The 17706-nt window shown below is 60.4% G+C and carries 17 protein-coding genes and 2 pseudogenes; 12 read left to right on the forward strand and 7 right to left on the reverse strand.

The window, feature by feature from the left end:
• The first annotated feature begins 41 nt into the window (after nt 1-41).
• The 11 genes from AWB74_RS37170 to AWB74_RS37225 all read left to right on the forward strand — a co-directional run bounded on the left by AWB74_RS37170 (nt 42) and on the right by AWB74_RS37225 (nt 8459).
• Nucleotides 42-257 carry a hypothetical protein gene (locus AWB74_RS37170; protein WP_061151593.1) on the forward strand — a complete coding sequence of 72 codons (216 nt, stop codon included), beginning with the start codon at nt 42-44 and terminating at the stop codon, nt 255-257.
• A gap of 617 nt (nt 258-874) precedes the next feature.
• Entirely contained in the window at nt 875-1384 is a 510-nt protein-coding gene (locus tag AWB74_RS37175; protein WP_061151594.1) for an SUF system Fe-S cluster assembly regulator, read from the forward strand.
• Entirely contained in the window at nt 1381-2829 is a 1449-nt protein-coding gene (gene sufB / locus AWB74_RS37180; protein ID WP_061151595.1) for a Fe-S cluster assembly protein SufB, read from the forward strand. Before AWB74_RS37175 ends, sufB begins: the two co-directional genes overlap by 4 nt.
• A gap of 32 nt (nt 2830-2861) precedes the next feature.
• Nucleotides 2862-3632 carry a Fe-S cluster assembly ATPase SufC gene (gene sufC, locus AWB74_RS37185; RefSeq protein ID WP_061151596.1) on the forward strand — a complete coding sequence of 257 codons (771 nt, stop codon included), beginning with the start codon at nt 2862-2864 and terminating at the stop codon, nt 3630-3632.
• Nucleotides 3629-4951, forward strand: a complete 1323-nt coding sequence (gene sufD, locus AWB74_RS37190) for a Fe-S cluster assembly protein SufD (protein WP_061151597.1) — start codon at nt 3629-3631, stop codon at nt 4949-4951. Before sufC ends, sufD begins: the two co-directional genes overlap by 4 nt.
• Entirely contained in the window at nt 4948-6201 is a 1254-nt protein-coding gene (locus AWB74_RS37195) for a cysteine desulfurase (protein WP_061151598.1), read from the forward strand. The genes sufD and AWB74_RS37195 overlap by 4 nt, the downstream gene beginning before the upstream one ends.
• Nucleotides 6198-6650 (forward strand): Fe-S cluster assembly sulfur transfer protein SufU, encoded by a 453-nt coding sequence (sufU, locus tag AWB74_RS37200; RefSeq protein WP_061151599.1) that lies wholly within the window; start codon nt 6198-6200, stop codon nt 6648-6650. Before AWB74_RS37195 ends, sufU begins: the two co-directional genes overlap by 4 nt.
• Before the next feature lie 6 nt (nt 6651-6656).
• The gene (locus tag AWB74_RS37205) at nt 6657-7016 is read left to right on the forward strand and encodes an SUF system Fe-S cluster assembly protein (RefSeq protein WP_061151600.1); all 360 of its coding nucleotides are present in this window, start codon (nt 6657-6659) and stop codon (nt 7014-7016) included.
• A 1-nt stretch (nt 7017) separates the two neighbouring features.
• On the forward strand, nt 7018-7338 hold the full coding sequence (locus AWB74_RS37210; protein WP_061151601.1) for a Rieske (2Fe-2S) protein: 321 nt from the start codon (nt 7018-7020) through the stop codon (nt 7336-7338).
• Nucleotides 7339-7486: 148 nt separating this feature from the next.
• Complete coding sequence (locus tag AWB74_RS37215; RefSeq protein WP_143749398.1) at nt 7487-7759, forward strand: hypothetical protein; 273 nt, start codon at nt 7487-7489, stop codon at nt 7757-7759.
• A gap of 283 nt (nt 7760-8042) precedes the next feature.
• Nucleotides 8043-8459, forward strand: coding sequence for a hypothetical protein (locus tag AWB74_RS37225; protein WP_061151604.1), 417 nt, complete (start codon nt 8043-8045; stop codon nt 8457-8459).
• A gap of 86 nt (nt 8460-8545) precedes the next feature.
• On the opposite strand, the gene AWB74_RS47030 is transcribed toward AWB74_RS37225, so the two are convergent.
• From AWB74_RS47030 to AWB74_RS37255, 7 genes and pseudogenes are all read right to left on the reverse strand, one after another.
• Nucleotides 8546-8704 carry a hypothetical protein gene (locus AWB74_RS47030; RefSeq protein WP_200822090.1) on the reverse strand — a complete coding sequence of 53 codons (159 nt, stop codon included), beginning with the start codon at nt 8702-8704 and terminating at the stop codon, nt 8546-8548.
• A gap of 232 nt (nt 8705-8936) precedes the next feature.
• On the reverse strand, nt 8937-9503 hold the full coding sequence (locus AWB74_RS37230) for a phasin family protein (protein WP_061151605.1): 567 nt from the start codon (nt 9501-9503) through the stop codon (nt 8937-8939).
• Between the two features lie 261 nt (nt 9504-9764).
• A pseudogene (locus tag AWB74_RS47600) lies at nt 9765-9961 on the reverse strand (hypothetical protein).
• A gap of 1110 nt (nt 9962-11071) precedes the next feature.
• Nucleotides 11072-12475 (reverse strand): GGDEF domain-containing protein, encoded by a 1404-nt coding sequence (locus AWB74_RS37240; protein ID WP_061151606.1) that lies wholly within the window; start codon nt 12473-12475, stop codon nt 11072-11074.
• A 434-nt stretch (nt 12476-12909) separates the two neighbouring features.
• Nucleotides 12910-13113, reverse strand: a complete 204-nt coding sequence (locus AWB74_RS37245; protein ID WP_061151607.1) for a hypothetical protein — start codon at nt 13111-13113, stop codon at nt 12910-12912.
• Nucleotides 13114-14216: 1103 nt separating this feature from the next.
• Entirely contained in the window at nt 14217-15815 is a 1599-nt protein-coding gene (locus AWB74_RS37250; RefSeq protein WP_235024817.1) for an FAD-binding oxidoreductase, read from the reverse strand.
• Nucleotides 15749-15961, reverse strand: a complete 213-nt coding sequence (locus AWB74_RS37255; protein ID WP_087039403.1) for a DUF1059 domain-containing protein — start codon at nt 15959-15961, stop codon at nt 15749-15751. Before AWB74_RS37255 ends, AWB74_RS37250 begins: the two co-directional genes overlap by 67 nt.
• Before the next feature lie 934 nt (nt 15962-16895).
• On the opposite strand from AWB74_RS37255, the pseudogene AWB74_RS37265 reads away from it, so the two are divergent.
• Nucleotides 16896-17576, forward strand: a pseudogene (locus AWB74_RS37265) (IS6 family transposase); the annotation flags it as partial.
• Nucleotides 17577-17706: the final 130 nt, after the last annotated feature.

The raw sequence follows: 17706 nt of genomic DNA on the forward strand, positions 1-17706 counted from the left end.
CGCACCCAGAGAAATGCACCCTGCAGCGCTGCTACTCGGCCATGGTTTTCACGGCGTTGGGCGCGTACGTGCAGCGCATCGCGCCGGCGGCGATCGAGCGCACCTGCTGGGACCCGGACGGGGATCTGCACGCGGCGCCGCCCGCTGCGATGGAGCGGCACCTCACTAAGATGCTCGACACGCCGGTTCAAGTCGCGCTCGCGCAAGGTGTCGTGCTCGCTGATCACCTGCGCGCGTCGATCCGGCAGCACGAGTAACTGAAGCTGACAGCCGCACCTTCTGCTCGAACGCCTTGCCTTGGTCGTACCTTTGCTTCGATCGACCGCGAGGACCGCGCTCAAGGCCGACGCGAAATCCCTCCGGGCGTGGCGCGCATTCGAGGACATCACTCCACGATTCACGACGATGGCGTCGCGTGCCGCAATCTTGTCCGGCGCACAGGCTGAGCTACTAAAGTGTTCGAAGAGGAAAACGAAGTTCGGCCTCTGTGCGATCACCCATTGGGCAACGGAGAGAGGGCGCGCCATGGGCTCGAACAACGTGCAAACCGCAAGACTCCTACGCGCTGGCAGCGGAGGTCAACGAACGGAACGGCTGGCGCGTGATGGCGGCGTATCAAGAATGACGGGGCTTCTCGCAGCGAAAAACCCGCACCGTGCGAGGGGCTTGCGACGGAGCTAGAATGAACTTTTGGATGCGCTCATAATTTTTGACTGCACCACTGATGGGATTTACGGGATTAACCGCGGCGAGCCCCTTGCTTCCCGGTTAACGAAGTTTCTGGACTGGGACTGTCGTTTTCGCCAGACGTGACGGCCTTATTTTTGAGGGAAATCCGTACTGATTCGGTCCCGTTTAGAGGGAGGCGACTCTGATGCTGCGCATGAGCAAACTTGCGGATTACGGGACGGTCATCATGACCGCGATGGCGCACGAGCCTGACAGCGTGCATAGCGCGAGCAGCATCGCCGCGGCAACGGGCGTCGCGATGCCGACCGTCAGCAAGGTGCTCAAGACGCTGTCGCGGGGTGGTCTCGTGGTTTCCCTGCGGGGCATCAACGGCGGCTATCTGCTGCCGCGGCCACCCGAACGAATCACGCTCGCGGACGTCATCGCGGCCGTCGACGGCCCTTTCGGCATGACCGAATGCAGTACCGCTCGAGGTCTGTGCCTGCAGGAGGCGGCGTGTTCGATCCGCGCGAACTGGCAGAAGATCAGCGCCGTCATCTATGAGGCATTGCGGCAGGTCACGCTCGCGGACATGGCACGTCCGGCGTTGCGCACGGTGGACATCAGCGCAATTCGCTCGCGCCCGCTCGCCGGCCGCCCGCGGAACGTCGCTGCGCCGGTTCCGGGGCGGGCGCTGGACGGAGATCAGACATGACTCCATTGACTGCAAGGTTCGATGAACTCGTCAATCGCGAATACCGGCACGGCTTTGTGACCGAGCTTGAGGAAGATGCGTTGCCGCGTGGGTTGAGCGAGGGCGTGATTCGCCTGATTTCGGCCAAAAAGAACGAGCCAGAGTTCATGCTCGAATGGCGGCTCAAAGCCTATCGCCACTGGCTTACGATGACCGAACCGCACTGGGCCACGGTCGAGCATCCGCCAATCGACTATCAGGACATCGTTTACTACTCCGCGCCGATGGCGCAGAAAAACCGCCCGAAAAGCCTGGACGAAGTCGATCCGGAATTGCTGCGCACCTACGAGAAGCTCGGCGTGCCCCTCAGGGAGCGCGAGATGCTCGCGGGCGTCGCGGTGGACGCGGTGTTCGACAGCGTCTCGGTGGCGACGACGTTCAGGGAAAAGCTTGCGGAACTCGGCATCGTCTTCTGTTCGTTTTCGGAAGCCGTGCAGAACCATCCGGACCTGGTGCGTAAGTATCTGGGGTCGGTCGTGCCGCATACCGACAATTTCTTCGCGTCGCTGAATTCGGCCGTGTTCAGCGACGGCTCGTTCTGCTACATCCCGTCGGGCGTGCGGTGCCCGATGGAGCTGTCCACCTACTTTCGCATCAACGCGCGGGATACCGGACAGTTCGAGCGCACGCTGATCGTCGCCGACAAGGGCGCGTATGTGAGCTATATCGAAGGCTGCACCGCGCCGATGCGCGACGAAAACCAGTTGCACGCTGCGGTGGTCGAGCTGATTGCGCTGGAGGGCGCGCAGATCAAATATTCAACGGTTCAGAACTGGTATCCCGGCGACAAGTCGGGCAAGGGCGGCATCTACAACTTCGTCACGAAGCGCGGCGACTGCCGGGAGGCGAATTCGAAGATTTCGTGGACGCAGGTGGAGACCGGCTCGGCGATCACCTGGAAGTACCCGAGTGTGATCCTGCAGGGCGATAACGCGGTAGGCGAATTTTATTCGGTGGCGCTGACAAGCAATCACCAGCAGGCCGATACCGGGACCAAGATGGTTCATCTCGGAAGAAATACGCGCAGCACGATCCTGTCAAAGGGCATCTCGGCGGGGTTCGGAAAGAACGCTTATCGCGGCCTGGTCAAAGTTGGCCGCGCGGCGGCGGGCGCGCGCAACTACACGCAGTGCGATTCCCTGTTGCTCGGCGACCGATGCAGTGCCCACACATTTCCGTACATCGAGGTGAAAAATGCGACCGCGAAGGTCGAGCACGAGGCATCGACTTCCCGGATCGGTGAAGACCAGCTGTTTTACTGCATGCAGCGCGGTCTGTCGGCGGAGGATGCGGTGTCGATGATCGTCAACGGCTTTTGCAAGGAAGTGTTCAAGGAGCTTCCGATGGAGTTCGCGGTCGAGGCGCAAAAGCTGCTGGGCGTCAGTCTGGAGGGAAGTATCGGATAGGCCGTGGCGAAGATAGCGCGAGGGAGCCGAACATGCTCGAAATCAGGAATTTGCGGGTTGAAGTCGACCACAAGGAAATTTTGTGCGGCGTCGATCTGAGCGTGAAGGCCGGCGAAGTGCACGCGATCATGGGCCCGAACGGCTCGGGCAAGAGCACGCTTGCGCATGTGCTGGCCGGGCGCGAGAACCATGTCGTCACGGGCGGCGAGGTTTCGTATCTGGGCCGCGACCTGCTTGCGATGGCACCTGAGGAGCGCGCCCGCGAGGGGCTCTTCCTCGCCTTCCAGTACCCGGTGGAGATACCGGGTGTCAGCAATGTCTATCTGCTTAAAGCGGCACTGAATGCATTGCGCCGGCATCGCGGCGAAGCTGAACTTGATGCGATGGAGTTCCTGCAACTCGTGAGGGAACGGATGGCGCTGATGCGGATGGACGAGAGCCTGCTCTATCGCGCGGTGAACGAGGGCTTTTCCGGCGGCGAAAAAAAACGCAACGAGATCCTGCAGATGGCGGTGCTCGAACCACGCCTCGCAATACTCGACGAGACCGACTCTGGGCTCGACATCGACGCGCTCCAGATCGTCGCGCAGGGCGTCAACAGCGAGCGTCGCGCGGACCGGGCGATCGTGCTCGTGACGCATTACCAACGCCTCCTGGATTACGTGATTCCGGATCACGTGCATGTCCTGTCGCAGGGCCGGATCGTGAAGTCGGGGACGCGTGAACTGGCTCTGGAGCTCGAACGCAACGGCTACGGCTGGATCGAAGGCGAAGCCCGGTTGAGCGGTTCGGAGGGTATATGAACGTCGAAACGCTCGATCGCTTCCATCAGGCTTTTGGTCTCCTCGCCGGGCGGCTGCCGGGCGCGCGCTTACCCTGGCTACAAGGCGCTCGCCGGTGCGCGTTCGAACAGTTCGCCGCGCTCGGCTTTCCCACCACCCGACAGGAAGACTGGAAGTACACCAACGTCGCCACCATCGAGAGACGGCCGCTGCATTTTATGACGGAGGGTGCGAACGATGTCAGCGCGGATCGCATCAAGGAATGGGTCATCGATTCTTCGAGCCACCTGCTGGTCTTCGTTGATGGACGGTATGTGCCGGCACGCTCGAACATCGAACGCATGCCGGATGGCGCGTTTGTCGGCACCGTGGCGCAGGCGCTTCACACGATGCCCGAGCTACTGGAGGCGGTGGTTTCCGCGCGGCCGGCGGCCCATGGTTTCGCCGCGCTGAACGCCGCTTTTTTCACCGACGGGTTCGTCGTCGCGTTGCCGCGCGATACAGCGATCGAAGAGCCGATCCACGCGCTCTTCATCACCGGCGAGGCGGATCTCGCCGTGCAGGCATTCAACGTCGTGCTCGCAGGAGCCCGTTCGCGTTGTACGATCGTCGAGCACTTCGCCGGCTTGAACGACGCATCGTATCTGACCAATGTGGCTACCCGCATCGAAGTGGAGGAGGACGCCGTTGTGGAACATTACCGGTTGCAGCAGGAAGGCACGAAGGCTTGCCATATCGCGTCCATCGACGCCGCGCAGCAGCGCGCAAGCCGCTTCGCGTCGCACGCGTTCGCGTTCGGAAGCGCGCTGTCGCGCACCGGTATCGGCGTGAGCCTGAATGCCGAAGACGCCCAGGCGACGCTCAACGGCCTTTATCTCGTGGGCGGGCGGCAGCACGTCGACCATCACACGCGAATCGATCACGCGAAGCCGCGCGGCACGAGCCGCGAGTATTACCGCGGCGTGCTCGATGGCGCCGCGCGTGGCGTATTTAACGGGAAAGTCGTCGTGCATCCCGACGCGCAGAAAACCGATACGCACCAGGCCAACCACAACCTTCTGCTTTCCCCCGACGCAGAAATCGACACCAAACCGCAACTCGAAATCTTTGCGGACGACGTGAAATGCACCCACGGCGCAACCGTGGGCCAGCTCGATGAGAATCAGCTCTTTTACCTGCGCGCTCGCGGCGTCGAGGAGCCGATGGCCAGGGCGCTGCTCACCTACGCGTTCGCAAGCGACATCGTCGAGGGAGTGGGCCTCGATTCCCTACGCCGCTGGCTGGAGGGGCTGCTGCTCGCCCGCATGCCGGAAGGCGAGCGCATCAAGGAATTGATATGAAGCCGATCGAACGCGTCCAATCGCCCGATCCGGGGCTGGTGCAACGCTGGCGCGCGGATTTTCCAATTCTGAACGAGCGCGTTCACGGCGAGCCACTGGTCTATCTCGACAATGGCGCGACGACCCAGAAACCGCTGGCCGTCATCGACGCAGAGGCCGACTACTATCGACAATACAACGCCAATGTGCATCGCGGCGTGCATCAGCTCTCCCAGCGCGCTACCGATGCGTACGAGGCGGCACGCGCAACGATCGCACGCTTCATCAATGCGGCTAGCGTGGAGGAAATCATCTTTTTGCGCGGTACCACGGAGGCTATCAATCTGGTCGCGCAGAGCCATGCCCGTCCGCATCTCGGCCCCGGCGATGAAATCCTGATCAGCGCGATGGAGCATCATTCGAACATCGTACCGTGGCAGATGGTTTGCGAGCAGACCGGCGCGGCGCTGAAAGTCGTGCCGATCGACGATGCGGGCGAATTTCGCTTCGATGCATTCGAGCGTTTGCTGAGCGAGCGCACGCGGCTGGTGGCGGTGACCCATCTGGCGAATGCGCTCGGCACCATCAATCCGGTTTCGCGGATCGTGGCCGCCGCCCATGCGCGCGGCGTGCCGGTACTGCTGGATGGCGCCCAGGCCATTTCGCATCTGCATGTGGACGTGCGCGCTCTCGACTGCGATTTCTACGCGTTCTCGGGGCACAAGGTCTACGGCCCGACCGGCATCGGCGTGCTGTATGCGAAGGCGGCGCTGCTCGAAGCGATGCCGCCCTATCAGGGCGGCGGAGACATGATCCGCTCGGTGAGCTTCGAAAGAACGGAATACAACGTCATTCCGTACAAGTTCGAGGCGGGCACGCCGAACATCGCCGGCGCCATTGCGCTTGGCACGGCCCTCAAGTATGTGAGCCGCATCGGTATCGATGTCATCGCGGCGCACGAGGCGCACGTGCTCGACTACGCAATACAAGCGGTGACGGACTTGGCCGGAGTGCGCCTGATCGGCACGGCGCGGGAGAAGGCGAGCATCCTGTCGTTTGTGGTGGACGGTGTGCATGCCCACGATATCGGCACCATTCTCGATCATCATGGCGTCGCGGTGCGCGCGGGCCATCATTGCGCGATGCCCGTCATGCAGCGCTACGGCGTGCCGGCCACGGTGCGCGCGTCGTTCGCGCTCTACAACACCCGCGACGACGTGGACTCGCTGATCGCGGCTTTGCACGACGTGCGGGAGGTATTCGGCCGATGAGCGACTTGCGCCAACTGTACCAGGAGGTCATCTTCGACCACTACAGGCGGCCGCGCAATTATGGCGTGTTGCCCGGCGCGAACCGCAAGGCGGATGGTTACAACCCGCTGTGTGGCGACAGGGTGATGCTGTACCTGAGGATCGAAGACGGCATCGTGAAGGGGGCGAGCTTTGAGGGCTCGGGCTGCGCCATCGCGACCGCATCGGCGTCGCTGATGACGGAGGCGGTGAAAGGCCGGACGGAATCAGAAGTCGAAGCGATGTTTGCGCGCTTTCACGCTATGGTGACAGCATCCGCTCCTGTGCCAGCACTGCCGCCCGACCTGGGCAAGCTCGCCGTCCTCGCCGGCGTGCGCGAATTTCCGAGCCGCGTGAAGTGTGCGACGCTCGCGTGGCACACGCTGCGTGCGGCGCTGCACGACAAGAGCGGGACGGTATCGACGGAGTAGCGGACCATGAGCGAATTCGAATGGTTGAAACGGGCGCACGCCTATGACGAAGCGGACGCGGAGGACCTCGAAGGTCGCGTTATCGCGGCGCTGCGTACCGTGTACGATCCGGAGATCCCGGTCAACATATACGACCTGGGTCTCGTGTATGCGCTTGACCTTGATGAAGACGCGGGGCGCGTCGACCTCCGCATGACGCTCACAGCACCTGGCTGCCCGGTCGCGCAGACCTTTCCCGGCACGGTTGAGGAAGCGGTCCGCTCGGTGCGCGGCGTGGACGACGTCCATGTAGAACTTGTATGGGAGCCGCCGTGGTCGCGCGACAGGATGTCGGATGCGGCGCGGCTGCAATTGGGGATGCTCTGAGATGTCGGACTGGGTCGAGGTCGCCTCCATTGATAATTTTCCGCCGGGCACGTTCCGCACGGTCGACGTAGACGGCGCACAAGTCGCCGTGTTTAATCTGGATGGCACTTACTATGCGATCCAGGACGTTTGCACGCACGACGGCGGCATTCTCACCGGTGGCGAGGTGGACGGCGACATGATCGTCTGTCCCCGTCACGGCGCGCGCTTTTGCATCAGGACGGGCAAGGCGCTGACGCCGCCCGCCTATGAGGATGTCGCGACGTTTCCGGTGCGCGTGGAGGAGGAGCATGTCAGCGTACGCGACGCGCGCTGGGATTGAAAGTCATTGACGGATACTTATCGCGAAGCTTGCTTTCATAACCGAAACGAGCCCAAGTGCGGCGCATACGACACCTTGAGCGGCTTGTGTATCACGTGACCAGTCTTGGGCCGCCGAAGGGGATCGGGGGCAACCATGTCAGGATGGCTTGGAAATCATGGTGGGGGCGGTCGTGAAATATTTCGTGATTCTGGTTGGATCGCACTGGTGCGATATATCTCCGGATGTGTTCAAGCCGCACTGCACGCCGGGTTTTAGCACCGTGACGTGCGATACGTTCGACGCTTCGGGAGCGCTGGTTGAGATACGACGAGACGACTTAAGGCTATTCTTCCCGCACACGTCGGTGCTTCTTATTGTCAACGTCATTGATAGCAAGGCAGGGTCCGCGTTCGGTTTGTTGGACGGAGGCGACGGCTGACTGTCCTAATTCGCCGACCTCGTGTGGATATTGCGGGAACGCTGCAGGAGCTGAAGAGACTCGTCTTGGGAAAGCTGCGCGAGTGCGACGTAAGCGGCCAGCCAAGAGCGTTATCGAACTCGCGTAAAGGCAGCCGCACAGTGCAGGCCATTGAGTTCGATCAGGGTGCAAGCGATGAAGGCGCCGTTCCGGCAAACGCAACCCTTACTGGGACGGGCGCTCCGGCTTCGGCGCCGTCTGGGTCGAAGCAGGGTGCCGCTGAGAAGGTGCGTGAGAACGGCAGTTGCTGATCAAACAGTTGAAAATCGCCGACGGCGTGCAGCATCCGTTGTTGTCGGGCCGCCGCCCGCGCGAGGTGGGAGCCCGCGCTATAAGACCCTTTCAACCGACGACCGCTCATGGCTGTCTTCCGATTTGCGCGCGCCGTCTGTACAAGACGTTCAAGCGCCGCACTGCCGCGGCGTGGTTCACCGCACACGGCGATGCGGTGCCGATGCTGTCGATGGAGTCTTCGCGCGTGAGACTCGCCATTTTTATCGCACTAGCGCAAATCTATGGAGTAATGGTCATTGAGGAGCTGCGTTTTCGGGTAATCGTCGACTTCATGGTAGAAGGCAGTGCGGTGGTGATGGTACAGCGGACGAGATATAGGGCGATGCAGGTTCACTCGAGCAACAGACGACGAGCATTGCGCCGTTGACCGATTAACCGTCTGATTGTGGTTGCTCCGGGGCAGTACAACGCCGTTAGCGCCGGTCGTCCTGCGGCGTCGGGTCCGTGTCACAGTCAACGCCTGTGCTGCATCACGTCCCAGCACTGGCGGTGGTCCATCTGCCTGAGCAGCCGCTCCCGTAGATATTCGCGGCGGTAGCGGCCAATTATCAGCACCGCCGCGATCGCGAGTACACACGCCCCGACGACCACGCCCACCTGGAATCCGGTCATGGCGAGCTCCTGGTAACGCGCTTGACTGACGCTGGCGCCTCACCCCAGGTGCTGTCTTGCGCTGGTCGGATTGACACGCGCGACGCAGCCTTCAGGCAGCTGAGCCAGTCAGGGAAACCGTGCGACAGGCGTGCTGCCACGCCACCGTTCCGTTCGTCAAACATGGACAGGAGACCAAATAGGCTTCCTTAATACGATATTTGATATCACGAAGGTGGTTGGCCTCGGGCGTTTATCGCTTCGCGTCATTCGACCTCGACTCCGCTGCGCGCCGGGCGCTCGTCGACGCCACGTCGGCGACGATCTCAAAATTGCTTCCGGCGACTTCGACCGCCTGCTCGCCGGATTTCTGCAGGGTCTCAAGCAGCGCGCTGGTGGCCGTGATGGCCGACTTCCACGCCGCGAGGGCAGCTTCGGATCCCGCCGGCGCGTTGCTGGCGACATCGTCGACCAGCGTCTTGACTTGGCGGTCGTAGGTTTCGCATTGCGCCTGAGCAAGCCGCACGCATTCGACCTGAGTGGCCGAGCCGATTCCGAACAACAGGCGGTTATACGAGACCAATTTTTCCGGGGTCCGTCCGGCGAGCGTGGCTAGCAACGCCAGCTGCTCTTGCGGATCTTTGGCTGAGAGCGTCTTCTGCAGGTGCTCCTGGGCTTCCGCCAGCGTTGATCGGATTGTCTGCTGATTCAGCTCCGTGACCTTGACGAGGCCTTCGACCAGCTTTCCAGTCAGGCCGAAGAGGCCGTCAAGACTGGCCTTCTGAGCTACTGCGAACTGCTCGGGGGTCAACTGGATCATGATCAAGCTCCTGAAAAAAAGCGATCCGGCGCGAGCTTCGCGCTAGGTCACCGGGTCTCGTGTCCCGGCAATTGAGTCGGGGTGGGGGAAGTGCGCCACGAACCGAGGTCGTCGTCGTCACGTCGTCAGGCAGTCTGGTCCGGCGCAACCGATGAAAGAGGTTTCGCATTGTGTGGTCCTGACATTGTCTCCCGGCGCAATCTGGCGGGCCCGAACATCGGCGACATGAGCGCCCGGCCAGCCCCCGCTGGCGAGCGTCCCTCAGCGTTTTCGTGCAATGGCCCGGAGAACAGTGTCGCCGTCGCGGGTGATGTGAAGTCGAGGGTATCCCGAGTCGAGCGGGTCAGGTGCGACCAACTGGCGTTCCAGTAAGGCCTCCAAATCGGCAATATCCAGTTCGATCTGATCGGGGCGTCGTTGACCAGCATTAGGGTCGCGAACTCATGTGGACTTAGCATTTACGGACCTTAGATTACGTCATGAAGTTGACCAGGATGAGCTGTCGATAAACCCGCATTAATTACCACCTTCTCGCGCATCTTCGGTAAGAGTTCGAATCTTTCGTCCCGCATTGGATAAACAGTTTTCAATGTTTTCACGCCTTGAAGATTTTAAATCGGATTTGCGCGACATTCGATGAGCATAACGCATAGTGAGTCACGCGTTGATAGATTGCTTTTATCAGACAATAGCATAAGGCCAGATCTTGGTCGAGAAACAGGGCGTTTGAAAGAATGAGCGGGCCTTCGATTCGATCTACCCAGACCAGTCCCGTCTCAATACCATGCCGATGCCGAATTTTTCGTGTAGAGTGTATTTTCCGCTATCCGGTATTGCGGCGAGATTCGTAGTGAAAGCGCACTGGGCAACACTAGACGATTCGGGCCGGCGGCCATTATTCGCCGCACGCGTTAAATATCGGCATCCGTGGCGCGAAGATAATCCGCCTTGACTGCGTGTGTAGAAGAGCTCGATGCCTCATCGTGAGCCCTTTGGCGGTGTTTCCGATGAAACCAATCGACTACCGGCCGAGCGAATCCGAAGTTATCGCAGATAAGTCGGCTAAAATCTGATTGCTAGTGTCTGCTATATCTGGCTGCCAGTGAAGGATCTGTCAATTCAACGGGTTGCGTATCTGCCGAATCAAACCGTGGGGTGGGATGGCTGCCGGAACAGGTTCCGGCAGCTTGCGTCGACGGCATCAAATTTCAACTCAGGCTTTGCGTTACGTAACTTCAAAAAGAAGCGTACAGAGAGCGGTTCCTGGTTTCGTGCTCTCCAATGTCAGACTGTGTTCGGGGCTTGCCAAATAGCCTGTTCTGGTTGGCGGAATGCCGATTCCATTTCTCGGTGTGGTCAGTGGGTCGACGCGTGACTAGAGCGGCCGGACATTTGGCGGCATGCTCCGCGAGTAGGCGCCGATGGAACAGCCTTTTTTCCTGCCCTCAGTCGGCGTAAGCGCAATTTGATTGGTCGTTTCGGCTGATCGCTCCTCTTGACGCAGAGACCGCCTTGAACTCCGAGGACTCTGTCAGCAGTGTATAAACGCGGCGAGGCTTAAAACGCTTCTATCCGGCCACCACTCGGTTTCGGCCTTTGTGTTTGGCTTCGTAAAGTCGCTCATCGGCAACCCGTAAGAGGGTGTCGATCGTGTCGCCGTCGCGACCGAACTCGATGACCCCGACACTGACGGAAACGGCCACGGCACGCCCGTTTTCCGTATAAAACATATCGGTGGCCACGGCGCCCCGGACGCGCTCGGCGATCGAACGGGCCGCGTCGATCGCGGCTCTAGGCAGTAGCACCATAAATTCTTCGCCACCGACCCGCGCGACGTCGTCATAGGGACGAATGGCATCGAGGCATTTCTGCACGAATCCCCGCAGCACCTCGTCACCCACCTGATGACCGTAGCTGTCGTTGATCGATTTAAAATGGTCGAGATCGAGGGCCAACAGGGAGAAGGGCGCACCGTCTCGCTTGGCCCGTGCGATTTCAGCCTCCACTTGTTGGATGAACTCGCGCCGGTTAGCTGCACCGGTCAGAGGATCGGTCGCGGCGAGATGCTCGAGCTTGTGATTAGTGTGTTGGAGTTCCTGCAGCGCGCTTTCTGTGCGTGCCATCGCATCGGCGAGTCGAGCCGTGAGTTCTTCCTGGCTATAGATCGTCGCAAAGGACCGCGTCGTCCGAAACGCTTGGACGACCCCATAACTCAGCAGGAAAAAACCGCCGGCGAAGATCGCGTGGGCGAGCCACCACATATGATTCCATGGCTTGCCGAGAATGAACGCGAGCGACGCGAGCGCGAAGGAGGTGACCGAGATGCCGAAGATCACCATCAGCGGCGAACGGATCCGGCGTAGCATCAGCGCCGCCACGTTTAGCGTCGAGAAGATGAGCGCGCCGCCCTCCATCGACAGTCGCAGGGCAAGGCTCCCTGCGATCGGCGAGTTCGCGACGAGTCCTACTGCCAGGTCGATCAGGACGAACACGGCGATCCACGTCAGCCAAGGGCGCGGGTTCGCGCGCCGCTCGACAGCGTCCGGCGCTCGGTGATACGAGAGAAGCCCGACTAACAGCAGCACCGACATCACCAGACGCGATGCGGGTCCGTAGAGCAGGAACAGCCACATATTGTGGTGAGCCATGCCGGTGAACGTGCCATGTAACGCATAGATCAGCACGAAGCCGAGAAAGCCCAATGTTAGCCACCGCAAGAGGGGTTCACCCGACGACAGATAACAGCGCCAGGTCACATAGGTCACAAACAGGCCCTCAAGCGTCGCTGCCGCGATCGCGATTTCGTGAAAGGCGTGGTCTTCGAACTTTAGACTCGCGTCCTGAAAGAAAGCCAGGTAAGCGATCAGGTAGGCGGGGATGAGCGCAAAACCGATCAGTAAAAAGCCCGAGTACACCCGGGTCACGATCCCGATGAAGCGGCGTGGCTCTTCGATTGAGATGGTCGTGCTCATGGGCCCGCCTCCGACGATATGGTGTTTTTCTCAGCGCCGCGCGATTGACGCGTTCCGACCGACGCGAGCAAGAACGGCGGCTCGCGCAGGCCAAACGCGCCGCGCAGCGGACAATCTTCAGGCAATTGGAGTATAAGCGTCCAAATTCATCTGACAAGGCGCGCTGCGCGCATCCCAGAAAAGGCCGCCTCAGCCCAGGACGCAATTCACCCATCACATTGATCGAAACGCCCGGGCGGTGGGCCCGGTCGCCGGCGTGACAGACCCCCGTCAGACAGCATGGTGCCGCCGGCAACTTCGCCGCATCGTGCTCCTTTGGATCGACAATGGCGCAATCGCTTTCCAGCAGGCGAGCCAATGTGTCCGAATCGATTGGACACTGCCTGTGCTGGACGCCAGGTGTCGATCACGGCGCCCGTCTGCTATTCAGGTTATTAGGCGTCGAGTTGGTCGAGTTGCAGCAACAGGTCATCGATCGAGCACAGCTGGACCTTCGTCAGATGTCCCGAGTTGAGTAGCCGATGGAGGCGCCTGCGCCAATATTCGGGAGGCAGAACCGGGCCGTTGAGGTGTCCGCGCAATGAGGGCCTCATCACGCGCGTGATGTGGGCGATATCGTGCTCAAGTAATGTCATCATGGATGCCTCGTGACGTTGTTATTCGCCGGTGACCTTAGTCATTTACATCTGACGAAAACTTTAGACCGATATTCGCCAATTGCCAATTGCGCGAAAGGTCACGCGCGCCCCGCTCGCCCCAATGGTGCGGCTGTACAGGGCTTACGTGGCCAACGATGGAGGCAGTCCGGCGACGGCCGCAACATAGTGCGCACATAACTGAGTTTTGCCGTCGTAAGCTAATGGCGCAGATAAAGCGCTACCAAATCATCGCACGGAGTAATTGCACGATTAGGCATTTCTGCGGTGTCACCATGGCAACGATTACGACGACCGGCCGAACCCAGCGGCGTGCATGCTACCGCAGACGGCTTTGGATTGCGGTGGCTATCTATCAACTTCGCCATGTTCGTCGTTGAAATGGTATCGGGTCTTCGCAGCGGATCGGTGTCGCTGCGGGCCGATTCACTGATTCACTCGACTTTCTCGGCGACGCAGCCAATTATTATGGAATCGGCCTTGCGGTGCTGGACCTCAGCGTGCGGGTGCGAGTGCATGCGTCCCGGTTGAAGGCCGGCTCGATTCTGGCCTTTGAACTTTGGGTCCTAGGTGTGGCGCTCTGGCATCTTTTTACCGGACAGTTGCCAAGCGCACCGACCATGGGAGCAGTTGGGACGTGCGCCCTCTTGGCGAACATCGTGGTCGCGACACTGCTATTTCGGTACCGTGAAGGGGACAGCAAACATGCGCCGGCGTCTGGCTGTGCACGCGCAATGACGTACTCGGGAATATCGGAGTTCTGCTGACTGCGCCTGGGGTGTTCGGAACCCCGTCGGCGTGGCCGGATCTGGCTGTTGCACAGTCCGATGCCGAACAGCGGGGGCATGTAAGGATATGCGAGGCGGCCCCCAGCCGCTAGCGCCCCCGGTTCATGGACGCCCATGATGTCCCAACGCGGTAGATCGAAGAGATGGAAATGCTGCAGACTGGCTGGAGGGTAGTGAGACTCTTCAAGCTGCAAGCGACACAAGCATACCCGCCGGCAAGGATGACGGCTACGTCGGCAGCACGTTCGCGCTGAACGCCACTGCCGGCACCGCCGCCCGAAGCCTTGCGCGTGAAACTCACGCTTTCGGTTGAATGTTCTGGTTGACTCGGAATAAGTTGTTTGGATCGTACTGGGCCTTGATCGATGCAAGGCGCTGGTAGTTGTCGCCATAGCTGAGTTCGACGCGGTTCCCGGCCTCGTCGGCGTCCATGAAGTTGACGTAGGCGCCTTCCAGATTGAACGGGTGGACGGCTTCCCAGTAGGCACGGCCCCAGCTCTTCAGCGCCTCGGCGTCCTTGGCGTCGGGGCTGATCGCGGCAATGACCATAGAAAAAGACGCGTCGCGCGCGCTCCACGGAGTGGCGTCCTTGGCGACCTGCCGAACGGCGCCATCTATTGGGTAAAGGTGCATCAGGCAAAAGGGGGTCGGCGCCTTGAGCGCGTGAGCGATGTGCACGTCGATCGCCTCGTCAGGCAGCGCTTTGACAAAATCGCCCTTCCAGTACCACTGCAACCCTTTCGGGAAGAATGGATCGAACAGACTATTAATGGCGGTCCACGGCATCTCGCCCGTCCAGTCAAACAGCGGGGCGGGCAGTTGCTCGAGCAGCGACGTCATGAGCTTCTGACCTTCTGCGACCGGTCCATTAAAAGCACCGATCAGAGCGCAGGCGCGTTTGTTCCAGTGCTCCAGAGGGAAGGGGTCGACTGGCGGCACGGTTTTGAGCCCGACAAATACGCCGAGCTCTCCGGGGGCGGTTGGGAGGAAGTCGCGGTACGTGGCCATGACTTGCTTGGCATCCTTGGCGTCCCAGAAGATCGGACCGGCGAATACCATCTTGGCTGGGTGAGCCTGAAATAAAAAGCTCGCGACCACGCCAAAATTGCCGCCGCCGCCGCGTATGGCCCAGAAGAGGTCAGCGTGCTTTTCCTTGCTAGCGGTGACGAAAGAGCCGTCGGCCAGCACGACATCCACCTCGAGCAAATTATCGACCGTGAGGCCGTGCTTGCGCGTGAGATAGCCCGTGCCCCCGCCCAAGGTTAGACCTGCGACGCCAGTGCTGCCGACGATGCCCAGCGGTACGGCGAGGCCAAAGGCGTGCGTCGCATGATCGACGTCCGCTGAAGTGCAGCCTGGATCGACACGCACGGTGCGGCTCTCTGGCTCGACGCGCACGCTGCGCATCTGGGACAGGTCGATGACCAGCCCATTATCGCAACTGCCCAGGCCAGGGCCGTTATGCCCGCCTCCGCGGATCGCGAGAAGCAGGTGGTTGTCGCGTGCGTAGTTGACCGCCGCGATGACGTCGGCGGCGTCGGTGCAGCGAGCGATCACCTTGGGCCGCTTATCGATCATGCCGTTGTACAACGCTCGCGCCTCGTCGTAGTCCGTGTCGGAGGGTTCGATTAGGCTTCCGCGAAATCCCTGAATCGACAACTCGCCCATGATGTCGCCTCCTTGAAGAGTTGAACAATCGAGCGCACGTGCGGCCATGAGCTTCTTGTCACCCACAGGCCGCGCGCCAACAATCGACGTGGGGTCGTCGACGCCCTGAGCGCCTCCAACCCCACCATTGGGTAAGCCAAGGTAGCCATGAAACGCCGCCTTCAGGCGCGAGGCGGCAATACCACTGGCGGCATGCCGTCGCGAACTAACGTTTTCAGTTGCGAACACAACTCGGGCGAATCCTCATGTTTGTGAACCGCGACGGCGTGCTGAACAGCAGCGTCTAGGAGCTCGCTTTCAGAGTCTGCCGATATTGCGATCGAACAATTGGTTTCGTTCGGCAATTCACGGCAATCGATATATTTGCGCGCCATGATGTTTGCTACCCAAAAAACTTAATTAAGAACTGTACCCAGCTATCCGCGCGCCCTCCTGCACGAAGTATGTAGTTAACGGGTTAAGTCATCAATCGCGAACTAAAACATAATTAAAAAAAGTATAGAGCGCACGGAGAGGATTAAGCGAAGTTTTACAGCTTTTGCGGAAGATTGCCTTACGATATATCGCGTGCTCCTCACGACAAGCAGACGTCGCTAGCGTTGCCCTTCTTGAGACCCGACGCGAAGCCGTCGTCAATAAAGCGGGGGAGGCGGAAGTTCAAGCTATTAAAGCGCGCACCGGGCGGGAGATGACCTTCTAAGCGAAGGCTTTTGGCAGTATTCGCGTGCGCGTCCCATCTGTTGGGCGGAGGCATGTTCGGCCGCAAGGGCGAAAGGATCGAAATTCAAATTCGGTCAGAAGAGAAAGACTGACCGCTCGCCTCGATGGAGATCGACGTATGGTCGGCCTCCTAACGGCGCGACCGGCTTCTGACCAGCTACGATGAGAGCGCTGTGCGTAGGAACTGCATCGATGAGAATGTGGGTTCGAGACAATCGGGAATCCTAATAAGTAATATTCTCGGGATAGTGTTTCGAGGGTAAAATGGCTTCCGGCCGGTCCGTGCAGTGACGATCGTCGCGTTGCGCGCGCACTGGGCCGATCGGGCTAAAGATTTCGACGGCACGCCCGAAGAAGGGCAACCAGAGCGAGCCGCTGCTTGGCCATGCTTGGCCCCGGCATCATTCCATGGACCGATGCTTCACGCCGGCGACATCGAGTCGGGCAGGGCGGTCAGGGGCAACACGCAAATGAGGCCGGCTATACCGCTGACGGACTGAACCGGCTGATTAGTCGAATGGTCACCGAACTGGTTGAGACGATGGAAGACCTGAGCCTCGATGACCGCAGACGACTTGGGCAGGGAACGCGCACGCGTTCCGCTGGTACTTCCGCTTCCAGTTGAGCTTGCGCGACATCGAAGAGCTGCTTTTCGAGCGCGGTGTGATGGTGACATATGAGACGATCCGATGCTGGTGTGACAAGTTTGGCAAGGGCTTCGCTCGCCGGGTGAAAGCCGCGCGACGCAAGCCAGGTAGCACCTGGCACCTCGACGAAATGTTCGTCACCCTGCGTGGTGAACCTTATCTGCTGTGGCGCGCGGTGGACGAGCATGGCGCCGAACTCGACATCCTGCTGCAAAAGCGGCGCGACATGGCCGCCGCCAAACGCTTCTTCAAGCGTGTGCTGCGCTCGAGTCCGGTGCCGCGCAAGATCGTCACCGATCAGTTACGCAGCTATCCGGCGGCCAAAGCCGAGATCCCAGAACTTGAGAACGTGAAGCACGTGTTCGTCAAAGCGGCAGCCCGACTGAACAACCGCGCAGAGAACAGCCACCAACCGACCCGCGAACGCGAACGGCGCATGCGCGGCTTTCGCGACCCTAAACGCACGCAGAAGTTTCTCTCGTGCTTCGATCCGATCCGGCAACATTTTGCGCTCAGGCGGCATCTGCTTCGCGCTTCACTCTATCGGAAACAACTCGCAGCGCGGTTCGCCGCATGGCGCGAATTTACCAGCGTCACCCAAACTCCGTTGAATGCTTTCTGAGCCGCAGCGCCTAATGCATCATCATCGACAAAATTCCGCAAGTTGACAGCGCCCTCCGGGGAAGTGCAGTTCGCAGTTTTCCGAAGCGCCAATCAACTCTCTAATCTCCTTCACCGCGCTCAACATGCGC

Source organism: Caballeronia arvi (genome assembly GCF_001544695.2).
Lineage (GTDB): Bacteria > Pseudomonadota > Gammaproteobacteria > Burkholderiales > Burkholderiaceae > Caballeronia > Caballeronia arvi.